Origin of the sequence: Salmonella sp. 32070601201500089SM, assembly GCF_017573605.1 — a bacterium.
Lineage (GTDB): Bacteria > Pseudomonadota > Gammaproteobacteria > Enterobacterales > Enterobacteriaceae > Salmonella > Salmonella enterica.
Genome location: NZ_JAGETK010000002.1, coordinates 386,622 through 401,561, shown reverse-complemented (window position 1 = coordinate 401,561; position 14,940 = coordinate 386,622). Strand labels below are relative to the sequence as shown.

Annotated in this window: 13 protein-coding genes; 7 read left to right on the top strand and 6 right to left on the bottom strand. The window is 56.6% G+C overall.

Annotated features, from left to right (window positions below; all coding sequences use genetic code 11):
- Nucleotides 1-120: 120 nt before the first annotated feature.
- Genes pxpA through ybgI form a run of 4 tightly spaced genes read right to left on the bottom strand, consistent with a single transcriptional unit; the run spans nucleotide 121 to nucleotide 3,186 of the window.
- Nucleotides 121-855, bottom strand: coding sequence for a 5-oxoprolinase subunit PxpA (gene pxpA, locus J4728_RS05505; RefSeq protein ID WP_208211384.1), 735 nt, complete (start codon nucleotides 853-855; stop codon nucleotides 121-123).
- Entirely contained in the window at nucleotides 845-1,777 is a 933-nt protein-coding gene (gene pxpC / locus J4728_RS05500; RefSeq protein ID WP_023193270.1) for a 5-oxoprolinase subunit PxpC, read from the bottom strand. Before pxpC ends, pxpA begins: the two co-directional genes overlap by 11 nt.
- Nucleotides 1,771-2,427: a 5-oxoprolinase subunit PxpB gene (gene pxpB / locus J4728_RS05495; RefSeq protein ID WP_001188371.1), complete on the bottom strand. Its 657-nt coding sequence runs from the start codon at nucleotides 2,425-2,427 to the stop codon at nucleotides 1,771-1,773. Before pxpB ends, pxpC begins: the two co-directional genes overlap by 7 nt.
- A 15-nt stretch (nucleotides 2,428-2,442) precedes the next feature.
- The gene (gene ybgI / locus J4728_RS05490) at nucleotides 2,443-3,186 is read right to left on the bottom strand and encodes a radiation resistance protein YbgI (protein WP_000798844.1); all 744 of its coding nucleotides are present in this window, start codon (nucleotides 3,184-3,186) and stop codon (nucleotides 2,443-2,445) included.
- A gap of 328 nt (nucleotides 3,187-3,514) precedes the next feature.
- Here ybgI and J4728_RS05485 point away from each other — a divergent pair, with 328 nt between their 5' ends.
- Nucleotides 3,515-4,996, top strand: a complete 1,482-nt coding sequence (locus tag J4728_RS05485; protein ID WP_001041123.1) for an MFS transporter — start codon at nucleotides 3,515-3,517, stop codon at nucleotides 4,994-4,996.
- Nucleotides 4,997-5,034: 38 nt separating this feature from the next.
- Here the strand turns inward: J4728_RS05485 and phrB are convergent, their stop codons facing one another.
- Both phrB and J4728_RS05475 read right to left on the bottom strand, forming a co-directional pair.
- Entirely contained in the window at nucleotides 5,035-6,456 is a 1,422-nt protein-coding gene (phrB, locus tag J4728_RS05480) for a deoxyribodipyrimidine photo-lyase (protein ID WP_001142016.1), read from the bottom strand.
- A 111-nt stretch (nucleotides 6,457-6,567) separates the two neighbouring features.
- On the bottom strand, nucleotides 6,568-6,774 hold the full coding sequence (locus tag J4728_RS05475) for a YbfA family protein (RefSeq protein WP_000401435.1): 207 nt from the start codon (nucleotides 6,772-6,774) through the stop codon (nucleotides 6,568-6,570).
- 336 nt (nucleotides 6,775-7,110) lie between these two features.
- Between J4728_RS05475 and kdpF the strand changes: the two genes are divergently transcribed.
- From kdpF to kdpE, 6 genes are read left to right on the top strand one after another with little or no spacing between them, the layout of a single operon-like run.
- Nucleotides 7,111-7,200, top strand: coding sequence for a K(+)-transporting ATPase subunit F (gene kdpF, locus J4728_RS05470; protein WP_001670793.1), 90 nt, complete (start codon nucleotides 7,111-7,113; stop codon nucleotides 7,198-7,200).
- Nucleotides 7,200-8,879, top strand: coding sequence for a potassium-transporting ATPase subunit KdpA (gene kdpA / locus J4728_RS05465; RefSeq protein WP_208211382.1), 1,680 nt, complete (start codon nucleotides 7,200-7,202; stop codon nucleotides 8,877-8,879). The genes kdpF and kdpA overlap by 1 nt, the downstream gene beginning before the upstream one ends.
- Before the next feature lie 20 nt (nucleotides 8,880-8,899).
- Nucleotides 8,900-10,948 carry a potassium-transporting ATPase subunit KdpB gene (gene kdpB / locus J4728_RS05460; protein WP_000088034.1) on the top strand — a complete coding sequence of 683 codons (2,049 nt, stop codon included), beginning with the start codon at nucleotides 8,900-8,902 and terminating at the stop codon, nucleotides 10,946-10,948.
- 8 nt (nucleotides 10,949-10,956) lie between these two features.
- Entirely contained in the window at nucleotides 10,957-11,541 is a 585-nt protein-coding gene (gene kdpC, locus J4728_RS05455) for a potassium-transporting ATPase subunit KdpC (RefSeq protein ID WP_000579804.1), read from the top strand.
- Complete coding sequence (gene kdpD / locus J4728_RS05450; protein WP_000997487.1) at nucleotides 11,538-14,222, top strand: two-component system sensor histidine kinase KdpD; 2,685 nt, start codon at nucleotides 11,538-11,540, stop codon at nucleotides 14,220-14,222. The genes kdpC and kdpD overlap by 4 nt, the downstream gene beginning before the upstream one ends.
- Nucleotides 14,219-14,896, top strand: a complete 678-nt coding sequence (gene kdpE, locus J4728_RS05445; protein WP_000186053.1) for a two-component system response regulator KdpE — start codon at nucleotides 14,219-14,221, stop codon at nucleotides 14,894-14,896. The genes kdpD and kdpE overlap by 4 nt, the downstream gene beginning before the upstream one ends.
- The last annotated feature ends 44 nt before the right edge of the window (nucleotides 14,897-14,940 follow it).

Sequence of the window (14,940 nt, the reverse complement as noted above, 5' to 3'; positions counted from 1 at the left end):
AAAATAATATATTATAAGGGGATTTATATAGTATTGAATAAATCCCTCTTCCTGACATTAAGAGAACAGAACACGATAATTTTTAGCAGCCGTAATATAATAGCTTCAATCGTCGGGCTCTCAGGCAATAACGTGTATATTACGCGCATTGAACGCGGCGCGTAACCTGCGAGCGAATGCAAGCGCATACTCGCCGTCGCCATGAATGCACACCGTTTGCGCCGTGACAGTCGTCCACACGCCAGTAACGCTTTTCACTCTCCCGGCTTGTACCATATCCAGCGTTTGCGCCAGCGCCTGCTCTTCGTCGTGAATCAGCGCGCCAGGTTGCATGCGCGGCACCAGGCTACCGTCGGCCTGATAGCCGCGATCGGCAAACACCTCCTGCCGCGTCACCAGGCGATGGCGCTCACCGGCCCGGATCAGCTCACTTCCCGCCAGTCCAACCAGTATCAGTGACGGATCATAGTCGTGTACCGCTTTCGCAATCGCCTGTGCCAGATGAGGATCTTTCGCCGCCTGGTTATAGAGCATACCGTGCGGTTTGACATGGCGCATCACGCCGCCTTGCGCCTGGACAATCGCCCCCAGCGCGCCGATTTGGTACAGCGTCTGGGCGTATACCGTTTCCGGCGGCAAAACCATCGCCGTCCGCCCAAAATTATCCCGATCCGGAAAGCTGGGATGCGCGCCGATCGCCACGCCGTTTTTCAGCGCCTCGCGCACGCTGGTCAGCATGGTTTGCGCATCACCGGCGTGAAAACCACAGGCGATATTGGCGGAGGAGACCAGCGTTAATAATTCGCTGTCGCTGGCGCAGCCTTCGCCCACATCCGCATTTAAATCAATGTTCATGCTGAAGCCGCCAGGTAAGCTGTTCCAGATAGCGCTGACGCTCGCGGCGCGCGTTGAGCGCCTCTTCCAGCGAACATTGCACAAAATGGATCGGTTGCCCTAGCGGGATCTGCGCCAGATGGTACATATCTGCCTCGATGATGCAGGCAATGCGCGGATAGCCGCCAGTTGTCTGGGCATCATTCATTAACACAATAGGTTGGCCGTTGTAAGGCACCTGCACGACACCGGGCAGCAAACCGTGCGACAGCAGTTCGCGATCCGTTGTCCGCGTTAACGATTGACCCTGCAAACGATAGCCCATGCGATTACTTTGCGGACTGAGCTGCCATGGCGAACGCCAGAACGCTTCTTGCGAGGCGCGATCGAATTCACGGTATTCCGGCCCCGGCAGCGCACGGATGCGATTCCCCCACAGTAACTGCTTCACGCCCTGCGGCCCGCTAAACTGTCGCGATGGTTTACCCGTCGCCAACCAATCGCCATCTTTTAGCAGCCGTCCTTCCAACCCACCGATACCGGACTTCAGATCGGTACTACACGATCCCATCACCTCCGGCACAGCAATACCGCCCGCCACCGCCAGATAGCTACGCATCCCGTGAAGCGGTCGATGCAGCGTAAGACGTTGACCCGCTTTTACCGGCAATCGCCAGCCTGTCCAGACCGGTTGATCATCCAACAGCGCTTCGCAGCCTGCGCCGGTAAGAGCGAACCAGGTCTCATTTTCAAATTCGACAACCAGTTGACCGAGAGTGATTTCCAGCGCCGGGGCATTCGCATCGTTCCCGACCAGGAGATTAGCGGTCTGAAAGGCGGGTTTATCCAGCGCACCGCAGTGACTCAGCCCCGACTGACGAAAGCCGTGACGCCCGCTATCCTGCACGGAGGTGTAAATCCCCGCGCGAATAATATTCAGCATATTCCCTCCTTTTGCGGCACAAAGCGTACGCTATCGCCAGGGCGTAGCAGAACCGGGGGCTCCCGCATCGGATCGAATAACTTCAACGGCGTGAGGCCGATCAGCTGCCAGCCGCCCGGCGTGGATAATGGATAAATCCCCGTCTGCGCGCCGCCGATGCCGACAGAACCGGCCGGAACCTGCAGGCGCGGCTCCGCGCGTCTGGGCATATGGAGCGGTTCTGGTAAATTCCCAAGATAGGGAAAGCCAGGCTGAAAGCCTAAAAACCAGACGACATACTCAACGGAGGCATGTAGCTCCACGACCTGCTTTTCACTCAAACCGCTGTGCCGTGCCACCGCCGCCAGATCCGGCCCGCCTGCGCCGCCATAGATCACCGGGATCTCAACCGAACGCGAGTCCGGTTCCAGCGCCTCGCTCTCTTCCCACCAGCGCTGCAGACGCTCAATCGCATCCAGCGCCAGGGTTTGCGGTTCCCGCAAGATCACGGTGATATTGTTCATCCCGGGAATGGCTTCCACCACGTTCGGCATATCGACCAGACGCTGCGTCAGACGCCAGATGCGTTTCTGGCTCGCCAGCGTAATCGGCGGTTCAAGTTCCAGGACGACCGCCGTTTCGCCTAACAGATAACAACGCGCTCGCTGCACTTTATTACCTCTCAGTTATGCCGGGTTAGGGATATCAATAAACGTCACATCCAACGCCGTGTTTTCGTTCAACCATTCGCTCAGGGCGCGAATACCGCCGCGTTCAGTGGCATGGTGCCCGGCGGCATAAAAATGCAGCCCCTGTTCGCGCGCGGAATGAATGGTCTGTTCAGACACCTCGCCGGTAATGAAAGCATCCACGCCGAAGCGGGCGGCGCTATCAATAAAACTTTGCCCGCCGCCGGTACACCAGGCGACACGCTGCACATTCTCTGGCCCGGTATCGCCGCACCATAGCGGTTTACGCCCCAGACGCGCTTCAATCCATGAGGCCAGTTCCAGCCCCGGCACCGGCATTGAGAGCTCTCCCCACGGCACCAGCGGCTCAATTTCTCCTTTCACGGTAATGCCCAATAGCGCCGCCAACTGCGCATTGTTGCCCAGCTCAGGGTGCGCATCCAGCGGCAGATGCCAACCGTAAAGGTTAATATCATTTGCCAGTAACGTTTTTAAGCGACGGCGTTTCATGCCGCGAATAACCGGAGACTCGCCTTTCCAGAAGTAACCATGATGAACAATGACCGCATCGGCCTGCAAACGCACCGCCTCATCGAGCAGCGCCTGACTTGCGGTCACGCCGGTAACGATTTTCTGTACCGTCTCTTTTCCTTCGACCTGTAAACCATTCGGCGCATAATCGCTTATTGCCGCACTGTTCAGCTTGTCGTTAATCAGTTGTTCCAGCTCGGTGTTTTTCATCATCGCTCCCTTTAACCCACGTTCTACTTTCCCGTTACGGGTTCAGCCTCCGTTAACATAGCCTCCCGTTAGCCGTTCGTCGATAAACATTTGTTTGACACATCAAGAAACAATCACCCCCGGGTTTGGCGCAAATTACTTAGCAAAACACGATCGATTTCATGTATATTTATGCAATCAGAACGCATATTGCAGAAAAAATCAGTTCTGTATCATGTTGGTAACTTTAAGGAAACACGGCGATGCGGCAGGCTTAATAAGCCCACAAAGAAAGGCATTATCTGAGATGCCCGCTTTCTTGCCGCAGTGCCTCTATCCCGGAAATACGATGAATAAACAAGCATCTCAACCCCGCGCTATTTACTACGTTGTCGCCCTGCAAATTTGGGAGTACTTCAGCTTTTATGGTATGCGCGCCCTACTGATTCTTTATCTCACCAATCAGCTAAAATACGACGATAACCACGCCTATGAGTTATTCAGCGCTTATTGTTCGCTGGTCTACGTAACGCCGATTCTTGGCGGCTATCTGGCGGATAAGGTGCTTGGCAACCGAATGGCAGTCATGCTGGGCGCATTTTTAATGGCTATAGGTCATTTAGTGCTGGGCGCCAGTGAGATCGCGCCGACATTCCTTTATCTGTCGCTGGCGATCATTGTCTGCGGCTACGGCCTGTTTAAATCGAATATTAGCTGCCTGCTGGGCGAACTGTACCAGCCGGAAGATCCGCGCCGCGACGGCGGGTTCTCGCTGCTTTACGCAGCGGGCAATATTGGTTCGATCGTGGCGCCTATCGCCTGCGGCTATGTGCAAGAGGAGTACAGTTGGGCGATGGGCTTTGCGCTCGCCGCCATTGGTATGCTTGCGGGGTTAGTGATCTTCCTGTGTGGAAATCGTCATTTCACCCACACCACCGGCGTGAATAAAGCCGTGTTGTGCGCCAGAAACTACCTGCTGCCGAACTGGGGCTGGCTGTTAATTTTGCTGGTAGCGGCGCCGTTGCTGATTACCGTTCTGTTCTGGAAAGAATGGTCTGTCTATGCCTTAATCGTGGCGACCGCGATCGGCCTGGTCGTGCTGGCAAAAATTTATCGCCAGGCGCAAACGGCCAAACAGCGCAAAGAACTGGGGCTGATTGTCACCCTGACCCTGTTCAGTATGCTGTTCTGGGCGTTTGCCCAGCAGGGCGGCAGTTCTATCAGCCTGTATATCGACCGCTTTGTGAACCGCGATATTCTGGGCTATTCCGTTCCTACCGCCATGTTCCAGTCGGTGAACGCCTTTGCCGTGATGCTGTGTGGGGTCGTCCTGGCCTGGCTGGTTAAAGAGAGCGTAAGCGGTAATCGCACCGTGCGTATCTGGGGCAAATTCGCGCTGGGTCTCGGTCTGATGAGCGCCGGATTCTGTATTCTGACCCTGAGCGCACGCTGGTCCGCCGCTTACGGACACTCTTCAATGCCGCTAATGGTGCTGGGACTGGCGGTGATGGGCTTTGCCGAGCTGTTTATCGACCCGGTCGCCATGTCGCAAATTACGCGCATTGATATCCCCGGCGTCACCGGCGTATTAACCGGAATTTATATGCTGCTGTCCGGCGCGATAGCTAACTATCTGGCAGGCGTCATCGCTGACCAGACCTCGCAAAGCGCCTTCGACGCCAGCGGCGCGGTTAATTACGCCATCAACGCCTATGTGGATGTTTTTGAACAGATCACCTGGGGCGCGTTAGCCTGCGTAGGGGTTGTCCTGCTGATTTGGCTGTATCAGTCCTTCAAATTCAAAAGCCGCGCGCTGGCCGTCGAATCCTGATAGCAGAATGCCCGGTAGTTTGCGCTACCGGGCCTGTATCACGCCCCTTTTCTCGCCGCCTCATAGGCGGAAAGCGTTGCGATTCTCGCCTGTTTGTGCTCCACAATAGGCCGAGGATAATCAAGCACGACTCCCGCTTTTTCCGCCCACCGCCACGGCTCGTGAATCGCTTTTCCAGGGATATCGCGTAATGCCGGTAGCCACTGGCGGATAAATTCGCCGTCGCGATCGAACCTCTCTCCCTGAGTCGTGGGATTAAAAATACGAAAATAAGGCGCGGCGTCAGTACCGGTTGAGGCGGCCCACTGCCAGCCGCCATTATTGGCGGCAAGATCGCCGTCAATAAGCTGCGACATGAAATAGCGCTCCCCCAACCGCCAGTCAATCAACAGATCTTTTACCAGAAAGCTGGCGGTAATCATGCGTAAACGGTTATGCATCCAGCCCGTCGCGTTAAGCTGGCGCATCGCCGCATCGACAATGGGATAACCGGTTTCGCCTTTCTGCCATGCCTGAAAATAGTGCGGGTTTTCCTGCCACGCGACGCGTTTTGTCCAGCGGATAAACGGCTGGTGTTTGCATAATGCCGGATACCAGGTCATTAAATGACGGTAAAATTCCCGCCAGATGAGCTCATTCAACCAGACGCTTCCCGGCCCGCCGTCCAGCGCCTGCGGCTGCTCCGCCAGTAATCGGTGCAGGCACTGTCGCGGCGACAGGCCGCCCGTCGCCAGGCTGGCGGAAAGCCGACTGGTGCCGTCAACCGCAGGGAAATCGCGCCGTAACGCGTACTCGTCTGCGCCCTGCGCGCAAAACTGACGTAGCTGCGCGATGACCGCGTTTTCTTCCACCGGGAAAAGCGCGGCGTCAAACGCCTGTTGCGGGTAGTTAAGCGAGACTGGCGTTAAGGGTGTAGAAAGCGCGCCGCTCACCCGGATCTTCGGGGCCGGAACGCATGGCGGAATATCCTCTTTTAGCCGTTTCAACCAGGCATTTTTAAACGGCGTAAAAACTTTATACATTTCATGATTGCCGGTCATCACCGCGCCGGGCGCCAGAATCACGCTATCGTCAAAGCCTTCGCAGATGACAGAGGGCAGCGTTTTTTCCACCGCCGCATCACGCTGACGCTCGTTAAACTCATACTGATAGTTATAAAACAGATGGCTGACGTCATGCTGTCGGCAAACGTTTTTAACCGTCTCAATACTGGCGTTAAAATCCGCCACTTCATGAAACAGCAGCGGAATCCCTTTCTCTGCAAGGGCCGTCTGTAGCGCATTGAGCTGCGCGCTGATGAATGCCGCCTGCCGCGGCGCCATATCATGGGCCTGCCACTGCGCGGGGGTGGAAATATAAAGCGCCAGCACCCGCGCGGATGCATCGCGGCAGGCGGCGGCCAGCGCAAGGTTATCCTGTAAACGCAGATCGCGCCTGAACCAGACTAAATGGGTGGGCATACAACTCCTGAAAGATAAAACGTCACGGCGAATAGCGTTAAACAGTGTAGACCCTGGCGCATAAAAAAACCGCCAGCGTGGCGGCTGACGGTTTTTTCAGGCTGGTCGCGATTAATAAAAGTCGCAGGTGGCTTTTTCAGCCTGCGCCATCCATACCGGTTTATCACTGGTTTTCGACCAGACACGGTGCAGATAACTATAAAAACGCGCGCGGTCTTTCCAGAAGAGCATCACCGGCAACGCCAGCACGCCTGCGGTCACCGCGAAAGCACGACGGGCAAAAATGACATGCGCCGGATAGTCTTTATAGTGTTCCATACGTTTCCCCCCTTTATACCGACGCTATCCGCCCCGGTATAGATTGAATCGGTGAATAGCACCGAAAAATTGAACCTCGTTACCTGATTAAAATAGTACCGCTTTCGGTGTAATTTTACTACTCATCCGACCACTTATTTTCACGCTTTTCCAGCAGATTTACATTCAAAGTGTAAATTAGTTACGAAAAGGTTAAATTAATACTAATCATTAGTTAAATAATGGTCTTTGCCATTTTTATACTTTTTTTACACTCCGCCCGCCAATTTTTGCGAAATCTTTGCAGCCAAAAAATTACCTTTCTCAGGAGTAAAACAATGCCACTGGAGGTGCTCTGTGAGTGCAGGCGTGATAACCGGCATCGTGCTGGTTTTCTTACTTTTAGGTTATCTGGTCTATGCCCTGATTAATGCGGAGGCGTTCTGATGGCCGCGCAAGGATTTTTACTGATCGCCAGTTTTTTACTGATTTTATTGGTACTGGCGAAACCGTTGGGTTCGGGCCTGGCAAGGCTCATCGCCGCCGTTCCGTTGCCGGGCGTGGCTGGCGTTGAGCGTATCCTCTGGCGGACTCTTGGCATTACCGACCACGAAATGAACTGGCGTCAGTATTTACTGGCGCTACTGACGCTCAATCTGCTGGGACTGGGCATCCTGTTTTGCCTGCTATTCTGGCAGGAGTGGTTGCCCTTAAATCCGCAGCGGCTACCGGGGCTGTCCTGGGATCTGGCGCTGAATACCGCCGTCAGCTTTGTCACCAATACCAACTGGCAAGCCTACAGCGGCGAAAGCACGCTGAGCTACTTTAGCCAGATGGCCGGGCTGACGGTGCAAAATTTCCTGTCGGCGGCGACTGGGATTGCGGTGGTTTTTGCGCTTATCCGCGCCTTTACGCGCCAGAATGTGCACACGCTGGGTAATGCCTGGCAGGATCTGGTACGCATTACGCTATGGATATTATTTCCTGTCGCGTTAATTATCGCGCTGTTTTTTATCCAACAAGGCGTACCGCAAAACCTGTCGGCTTATCAGCCCATCACCACCCTTGAAGGCGCTAAACAACTCTTGCCGATGGGGCCGGTTGCTTCGCAGGAGGCGATCAAAATGCTTGGCACCAACGGCGGCGGTTTCTTTAACGCCAACTCTTCGCATCCGTTCGAAAACCCCACCGCGCTCACTAATCTGGCGCAGATGCTGGCGATATTTTTGATTCCAGCCGCGCTCTGTTTCGCCTTTGGCGAAGCGGCGGGCGATCGCCGTCAGGGACGCGCGCTACTGTGGGCAATGTCATTCATTTTTGTGGTCTGCGTAACGGTAGTGATGTGGGCGGAAGTTCAGGGAAATCCACATCTGTTGGCGGCGGGCGCGGACAGTAGCGTCAACATGGAGGGTAAAGAAACACGCTTTGGCGTGCTGGCCAGCAGCCTGTTTGCCGTCGTCACGACCGCGGCGTCCTGCGGGGCGGTAAATGCCATGCACGACTCGTTTACCGCTCTGGGCGGTATGGTGCCGATGTGGCTGATGCAAATTGGCGAAGTGGTCTTTGGCGGCGTCGGTTCAGGCCTGTATGGCATGTTGCTGTTTGTCCTGCTGGCGGTGTTTATCGCGGGGCTGATGATCGGTCGCACGCCGGAATATCTGGGGAAAAAAATCGACGTGCGCGAAATGAAAATGACCGCGCTGGCGATTCTGGTCACGCCGATGTTGGTCTTGTTGGGTTCGGCGCTGGCGATGATGACGGATGCCGGACGCAGCGCAATGCTGAACCCTGGCCCGCACGGTTTTAGCGAAGTGCTATATGCCGTCTCCTCTGCCGCCAACAACAACGGTAGCGCCTTTGCGGGTCTGAGCGCTAACTCGCCTTTCTGGAACTGTTTGCTGGCGTTCTGCATGTTCGTCGGACGTTTCGGCGTGATTATTCCTGTCATGGCCATCGCCGGATCGCTGGTCAGTAAAAAAGTACAGCCGGCCAGTCAGGGAACGCTGGCGACCCACGGCGCGCTATTTATTGGGCTGCTCATCGGCACGGTACTGCTGGTCGGCGCGCTGACGTTTATTCCTGCCCTGGCGCTTGGCCCGGTAGCGGAACATTTCTCTTTACCTTGAGCGATGCGGAGTACATTGATATGAGTCGCAAGCAACTGGCGCTGTTTGAACCTGTTTTACTCGTACAGGCGCTAACGGATGCCGTAAAAAAATTAAGCCCACGCGCCCAGTGGCGTAACCCGGTGATGTTTGTGGTCTGGGCCGGCAGCGTGCTAACCACTCTGTTAACGCTCGCTATGGTAACAGGACAAATAGCGGGAAGCGCCTTGTTTACAGGGGTGATCAGCCTGTGGTTATGGTTCACCGTACTGTTCGCCAATTTTGCCGAAGCGCTGGCGGAAGGCCGCAGCAAAGCCCAGGCAAACAGTCTGAAAGGGGTGAAAAAGACCGCGTTCGCTCGCCGCCTGCGCGCCCCGCGCCATGATGCGCAGGCCGATAACGTGCCCGCCGCTGAACTGCGGAAAGGCGACATTGTCCTGGTCAAAGCGGGCGATATTATTCCCTGCGACGGCGAGGTCATCGAAGGCGGCGCCTCGGTGGATGAAAGTGCGATTACCGGCGAATCCGCGCCCGTGATCCGCGAGTCCGGCGGCGATTTCGCCTCTGTCACCGGCGGCACGCGAATTCTTTCCGACTGGCTGGTGATTGCCTGTAGCGTCAATCCTGGCGAAACCTTTCTTGACCGGATGATCGCGATGGTGGAAGGCGCGCAGCGGCGGAAAACGCCTAACGAGATTGCCCTGACGATTTTGCTCATCGCCCTGACCATTGTCTTTTTACTGGCGACCGCCACCCTGTGGCCCTTCTCCGCCTGGGGCGGTAACGCGGTCAGCGTCACCGTGTTGGTGGCGTTGCTGGTGTGCCTGATCCCCACCACCATCGGCGGGCTACTCTCCGCCATTGGCGTAGCCGGAATGAGCCGAATGTTGGGCGCGAACGTCATCGCCACCAGCGGCCGCGCCGTAGAAGCCGCGGGCGATGTCGACGTGCTGCTGCTGGATAAAACCGGCACTATCACGCTCGGCAACCGCCAGGCGTCCGATTTTATACCCGCCCGAGGGGTGGACGAACGCACGCTGGCTGACGCCGCGCAGCTCGCTTCGCTGGCCGACGAAACGCCGGAAGGTCGCAGCATTGTGATCCTCGCCAAACAGCGCTTTAACCTGCGTGAACGCGATGTGCAGTCGCTTCATGCCACCTTTGTTCCGTTTACCGCGCAAAGCCGCATGAGCGGGATTAATATCGATAACCGGATGATCCGTAAAGGCTCGGTGGACGCGATTCGGCGTCATGTCGAGAGCAATGGCGGCCATTTTCCCGCCGATGTCGAGCAAAACGTCGAGAACGTGGCGCGCCTGGGCGCGACGCCGCTGGTGGTCGTGGAGGGCGCGCGCGTACTGGGTGTTATCGCCCTCAAGGATATCGTTAAAGGCGGTATTAAAGAACGTTTCGCCCAGCTGCGAAAGATGGGTATTAAAACGGTGATGATCACTGGCGATAACCGCCTGACGGCGGCAGCGATTGCCGCCGAAGCCGGTGTGGACGATTTTCTTGCCGAAGCCACGCCGGAAGCCAAGCTGGCGCTGATCCGTCAATATCAGGCGGAAGGACGGCTGGTCGCCATGACCGGCGACGGCACTAACGATGCCCCGGCGCTGGCGCAGGCTGACGTCGCGGTGGCGATGAACTCCGGCACCCAGGCGGCGAAAGAAGCCGGTAATATGGTGGATCTGGACTCTAACCCAACCAAGTTGATTGAAGTGGTGCATATCGGTAAGCAGATGCTGATGACGCGCGGCTCGCTCACCACCTTCAGTATCGCGAATGATGTAGCGAAATATTTCGCCATTATTCCCGCCGCGTTTGCCGCTACCTATCCGCAGCTAAACGCGCTCAACGTGATGGGGCTGCATTCGCCGAACTCCGCCATTCTGAGCGCGGTGATCTTTAACGCCCTGATTATTATTTTTCTGATCCCGCTGGCATTAAAAGGCGTGAGTTATAAGCCGCTTTCCGCATCGGCCATGCTGCGCCGTAATTTATGGATCTATGGTCTGGGTGGTCTGGTGGTGCCGTTTATTGGTATCAAAGTGATTGATGTGCTGCTGACCCTGCTGGGTCTGGCGTGAGGTGTATGATGATCGGTTTACGTCCTGCTTTTTCGACAATGTTATTTCTGCTGTTATTGACTGGCGGCGTGTATCCGCTTCTGACCACGGCGCTGGGGCAGTGGTGGTTTCCCTGGCAGGCTAATGGCTCGCTGATTCATAAAGACAATGTGATACGCGGCTCAGCGCTTATCGGACAATCGTTTACCGCCGCGGGCTATTTTCATGGCCGGCCCTCCGCCACCGCCGATACGCCTTATAATCCACTGGCGTCGGGCGGAAGCAACCTGGCCGCCAGCAATCCCGAACTGGATGCGCAAATACAGGCCCGCGTCGCCGCGCTACGCGCCGCTAACCCCCAGGCGAGTTCCGCGGTTCCGGTTGAGCTGGCGACGGCCTCGGCAAGCGGGCTGGATAATAATCTGACGCCCGGCGCCGCGGCATGGCAAATCCCCCGCGTAGCGGCGGCTCGCCAGCTTCCCGTTGAACAGGTCGCGCAACTGGTTGCAGAATATACGCACAGGCCGCTGGCGCGCTTTCTTGGGCAACCGGTGGTGAATATTGTTGAGCTTAATCTGGCGCTGGATGCGCTACAGGGACACAGAGCGAAATGAACGACGAACCCTTGCGTCCTGATCCGGATCGCTTGTTGGAACAAACGCCCCCGCCCCACCGGGGGAAGTTGAAAATTTTCTTCGGCGCCTGCGCAGGTGTCGGAAAAACCTGGGCGATGCTGGCGCAAGCGCAGCGGCTGCGAGCGCAGGGGCTGGATGTGGTGATCGGCGTGGTAGAGACGCATGGCCGTAAAGAGACCGCCGCACTACTTGACGGGCTGACCATTCTGCCGCCAAAACGTCACTCGCACCGGGGGCGGCAAATCCGCGAATTTGACCTGGATGCCGCCCTCGCCCGGCGTCCGGCGCTGATTTTAATGGATGAGCTGGCGCACAGTAACGCGCCTGGCTCACGCCATCCTAAGCGCTGGCAGGATATTGAAGAGCTGCTGGAAGCGGGAATCGACGTTTTCACCACCGTGAACGTACAACATCTGGAAAGTCTGAATGATGTGGTGAGCGGCGTCACGGGAATTCAGGTGCGCGAAACCGTCCCCGATCCCTTTTTTGATGCCGCTGATGAAGTCGTACTGGTCGATCTGCCGCCCGACGATCTGCGCCAACGGCTCAACGAAGGTAAAGTGTATATCGCCGGCCAGGCGGAACGCGCTATTGAACATTTTTTCCGCAAGGGCAATCTGATCGCCCTCCGCGAGCTGGCGCTACGCCGGACAGCCGATCGCGTGGACGATCAGATGCGCGCCTGGCGCGCGCATCCGGGCGAAGAAAAAGTATGGCATACCCGCGATGCTATTTTACTGTGTATCGGGCATAACACCGGCAGCGAAAAACTGGTGCGTACCGCGGCGCGTCTGGCCTCCCGGCTCGGCAGCGTCTGGCACGCCGTCTATGTCGAAACGCCAACGTTACACCGCTTACCGGAAAAACAACGGCGGGCTATTTTAAGCGCGCTGCGCCTGGCGCAGGAGCTTGGCGCGGAAACCGCCACCCTGTCCGATCCCGCCGAAGAGAAAGCGGTCGTGCGCTATGCCCGCGAGCATAATCTGGGGAAAATCGTCATGGGCCGCCCGGCGTCGCGACGCTGGTGGCGACGTGACGCTTTCGCCGACCGTCTTGCCAGGCGCGCGCCGGATCTCGATCAGGTGATCGTCGCGCTGGAAGAGCCGCCAGCCCGCGCATTGGCGCAAACGCCTGATAACCGACCTTTTAAAGAGAAATGGCGTGGGCAGATTCAGGGCTGTCTGGTCGCCGTGGCGCTTTGCGCCATCACCACGCTTATCGCTATGCAGTGGCTTGTCACCTTCGACGCCGCCAATCTGGTGATGCTTTATTTGCTGGGCGTAGTGGTGATTGCGCTGCTTTACGGACGCTGGCCGTCGGTGGTGGCGACGGTGATTAACGTGGCGAGTTTCGATCTCTTTTTTATCGCGCCACGCGGTACGCTCGCCGTTTCGGACGTGCAGTATTTGCTGACCTTTGCCGTGATGCTGACGGTTGGTCTGGTGATTGGCAATCTTACTGCCGGGGTGCGCTATCAGGCGCGCGTCGCCCGTTATCGGGAACAGCGTACCCGTCATTTATATGAAATGTCTAAAGCGCTGGCCGTCGGGCGTAGCGAACATGATATCGCCGCGACCAGCGAGCGGTTTATCGCCTCGACGTTTCAGGCGCGCAGCCAAATTTTATTACCTGATGCTAACGGTAAGTTGCTGCCTCTCACCCACCAGCAAGGCATGACGCCGTGGGACGACGCAATTGCGCGCTGGAGTTTTGATAAAGGCCAGCCTGCCGGCGCAGGCACCGATACCCTCCCTGGCGTGCCTTATCAAATCCTGCCGCTGAAAAGCGCCGATAAAACGTACGGTCTGGCTATCGTCGAACCGGGTAATTTGCGTCAGTTAATGGTGCCGGAGCAGCAACGCCTGCTGGAAACATTTACTCTGCTTGTCGCCAACGCGCTGGAACGACTGACGCTGACCGCCAGCGAAGAACAGGCGCGTCTCGCCAGCGAGCGCGAAAGTATTCGCAACGCTCTGCTGGCGGCGCTGTCGCATGATTTACGCACGCCGCTGACGGTATTGTTCGGCCAGGCGGAAATTTTGACGCTGGATTTAGCCAGCGCAGGATCGCCCCACGCGCGTCAGGCCAGTGAAATCCGCCAGCATATTCTCAACACCACCCGGCTGGTGAATAATTTGCTGGATATGGCGCGTATTCAGTCCGGCGGGTTTAATCTTAAAAAAGAGTGGCTGACGCTGGAAGAGGTCGTCGGTAGCGCGTTACAGATGTTAGAGCCGGGTTTATTGCATCCGATTACATTGTCGCTGCCGCAACAGTTAACGCTTATCCATGTCGATGGCCCTTTATTTGAGCGCGTCCTGATCAACTTGCTGGAAAACGCCGTTAAGTACGCCGGGCCGCAGGCCAGTATCGGCATTGATGCTGCGGTTAAGGACGATCGTTTACAACTGGATGTCTGGGATAACGGGCCGGGTATTCCTGCGGGGCAAGAACAGAAGATTTTCGATAAGTTCGCCCGCGGCAACAAAGAGTCCGCCGTCCCCGGCGTGGGGCTGGGGCTGGCGATTTGCCATGCTATCGTAGAGGTACACGGCGGCACGCTTACCGCCTATAATCGACCGCAGGGCGGCGCCTGTTTCCGTGTTACGCTGCCGCAAGGAAAACCACCTGAACTTGACGATTTTCATGAGGATATGTGACAAACGTTCTGATTGTTGAAGATGAACAGGCCATCCGCCGCTTTCTGCGCGCCGCGCTGGAAGGCGACGGCCTGCGCGTGTATGAAGCTGAAACATTACAACGTGGTTTACTGGAAGCCGCCACGCGAAAGCCCGATCTGATTATTCTCGATCTCGGCCTGCCGGACGGCGACGGAATCGATTTCATTCGCGACCTGCGTCAGTGGAGCGCAATACCGGTGATTGTCCTTTCCGCCCGCAGCGAAGAAAGCGATAAGATTGCCGCGCTTGACGCCGGAGCTGATGATTACCTGAGCAAGCCATTCGGCATTGGCGAGCTGCAGGCGCGTTTGCGCGTCGCGCTGCGACGGCACGCCGCCAGCCCTTGCGCCGATCCGATCGTCCGCTTTTCCGGCGTGACGGTCGATCTCGCCGCACGGTTGATCCACCGTGGCGACGAAGAAATCCATCTGACGCCGATTGAGTTCCGCCTGCTGGCGGTATTACTCAATAATGCCGGCAAGGTATTAACCCAACGGCAGTTATTAAACCAGGTCTGGGGCCCTAACGCCGTGGAGCATAGCCACTATTTGCGCATCTATATGGGACATTTACGCCAGAAACTGGAACAAGATCCCACCCGCCCACGCCATTTTATTACCGAAACCGGAATTGGCTATCGCTTTATGCCGTGAATAGCTATTCATTTTTTTTAAATAACTTCTAATTTTTATGTCAT

What these genes read in the sequence shown, in the direction of transcription:
- pxpA (WP_208211384.1), bottom strand. Translation starts at nt 855, where the DNA reads ATGAACATTGATTTAAATGCGGATGTGGGCGAAGGCTGCGCCAGCGAC.
- pxpC (WP_023193270.1), bottom strand. Translation starts at nt 1,777, where the DNA reads ATGCTGAATATTATTCGCGCGGGGATTTACACCTCCGTGCAGGATAGC.
- ybgI (WP_000798844.1), bottom strand. Translation starts at nt 3,186, where the DNA reads ATGAAAAACACCGAGCTGGAACAACTGATTAACGACAAGCTGAACAGT.
- J4728_RS05485 (WP_001041123.1), top strand. Translation starts at nt 3,515, where the DNA reads ATGAATAAACAAGCATCTCAACCCCGCGCTATTTACTACGTTGTCGCC.
- phrB (WP_001142016.1), bottom strand. Translation starts at nt 6,456, where the DNA reads ATGCCCACCCATTTAGTCTGGTTCAGGCGCGATCTGCGTTTACAGGAT.
- J4728_RS05475 (WP_000401435.1), bottom strand. Translation starts at nt 6,774, where the DNA reads ATGGAACACTATAAAGACTATCCGGCGCATGTCATTTTTGCCCGTCGT.
- kdpA (WP_208211382.1), top strand. Translation starts at nt 7,200, where the DNA reads ATGGCCGCGCAAGGATTTTTACTGATCGCCAGTTTTTTACTGATTTTA.
- kdpB (WP_000088034.1), top strand. Translation starts at nt 8,900, where the DNA reads ATGAGTCGCAAGCAACTGGCGCTGTTTGAACCTGTTTTACTCGTACAG.
- kdpC (WP_000579804.1), top strand. Translation starts at nt 10,957, where the DNA reads ATGATCGGTTTACGTCCTGCTTTTTCGACAATGTTATTTCTGCTGTTA.
- kdpD (WP_000997487.1), top strand. Translation starts at nt 11,538, where the DNA reads ATGAACGACGAACCCTTGCGTCCTGATCCGGATCGCTTGTTGGAACAA.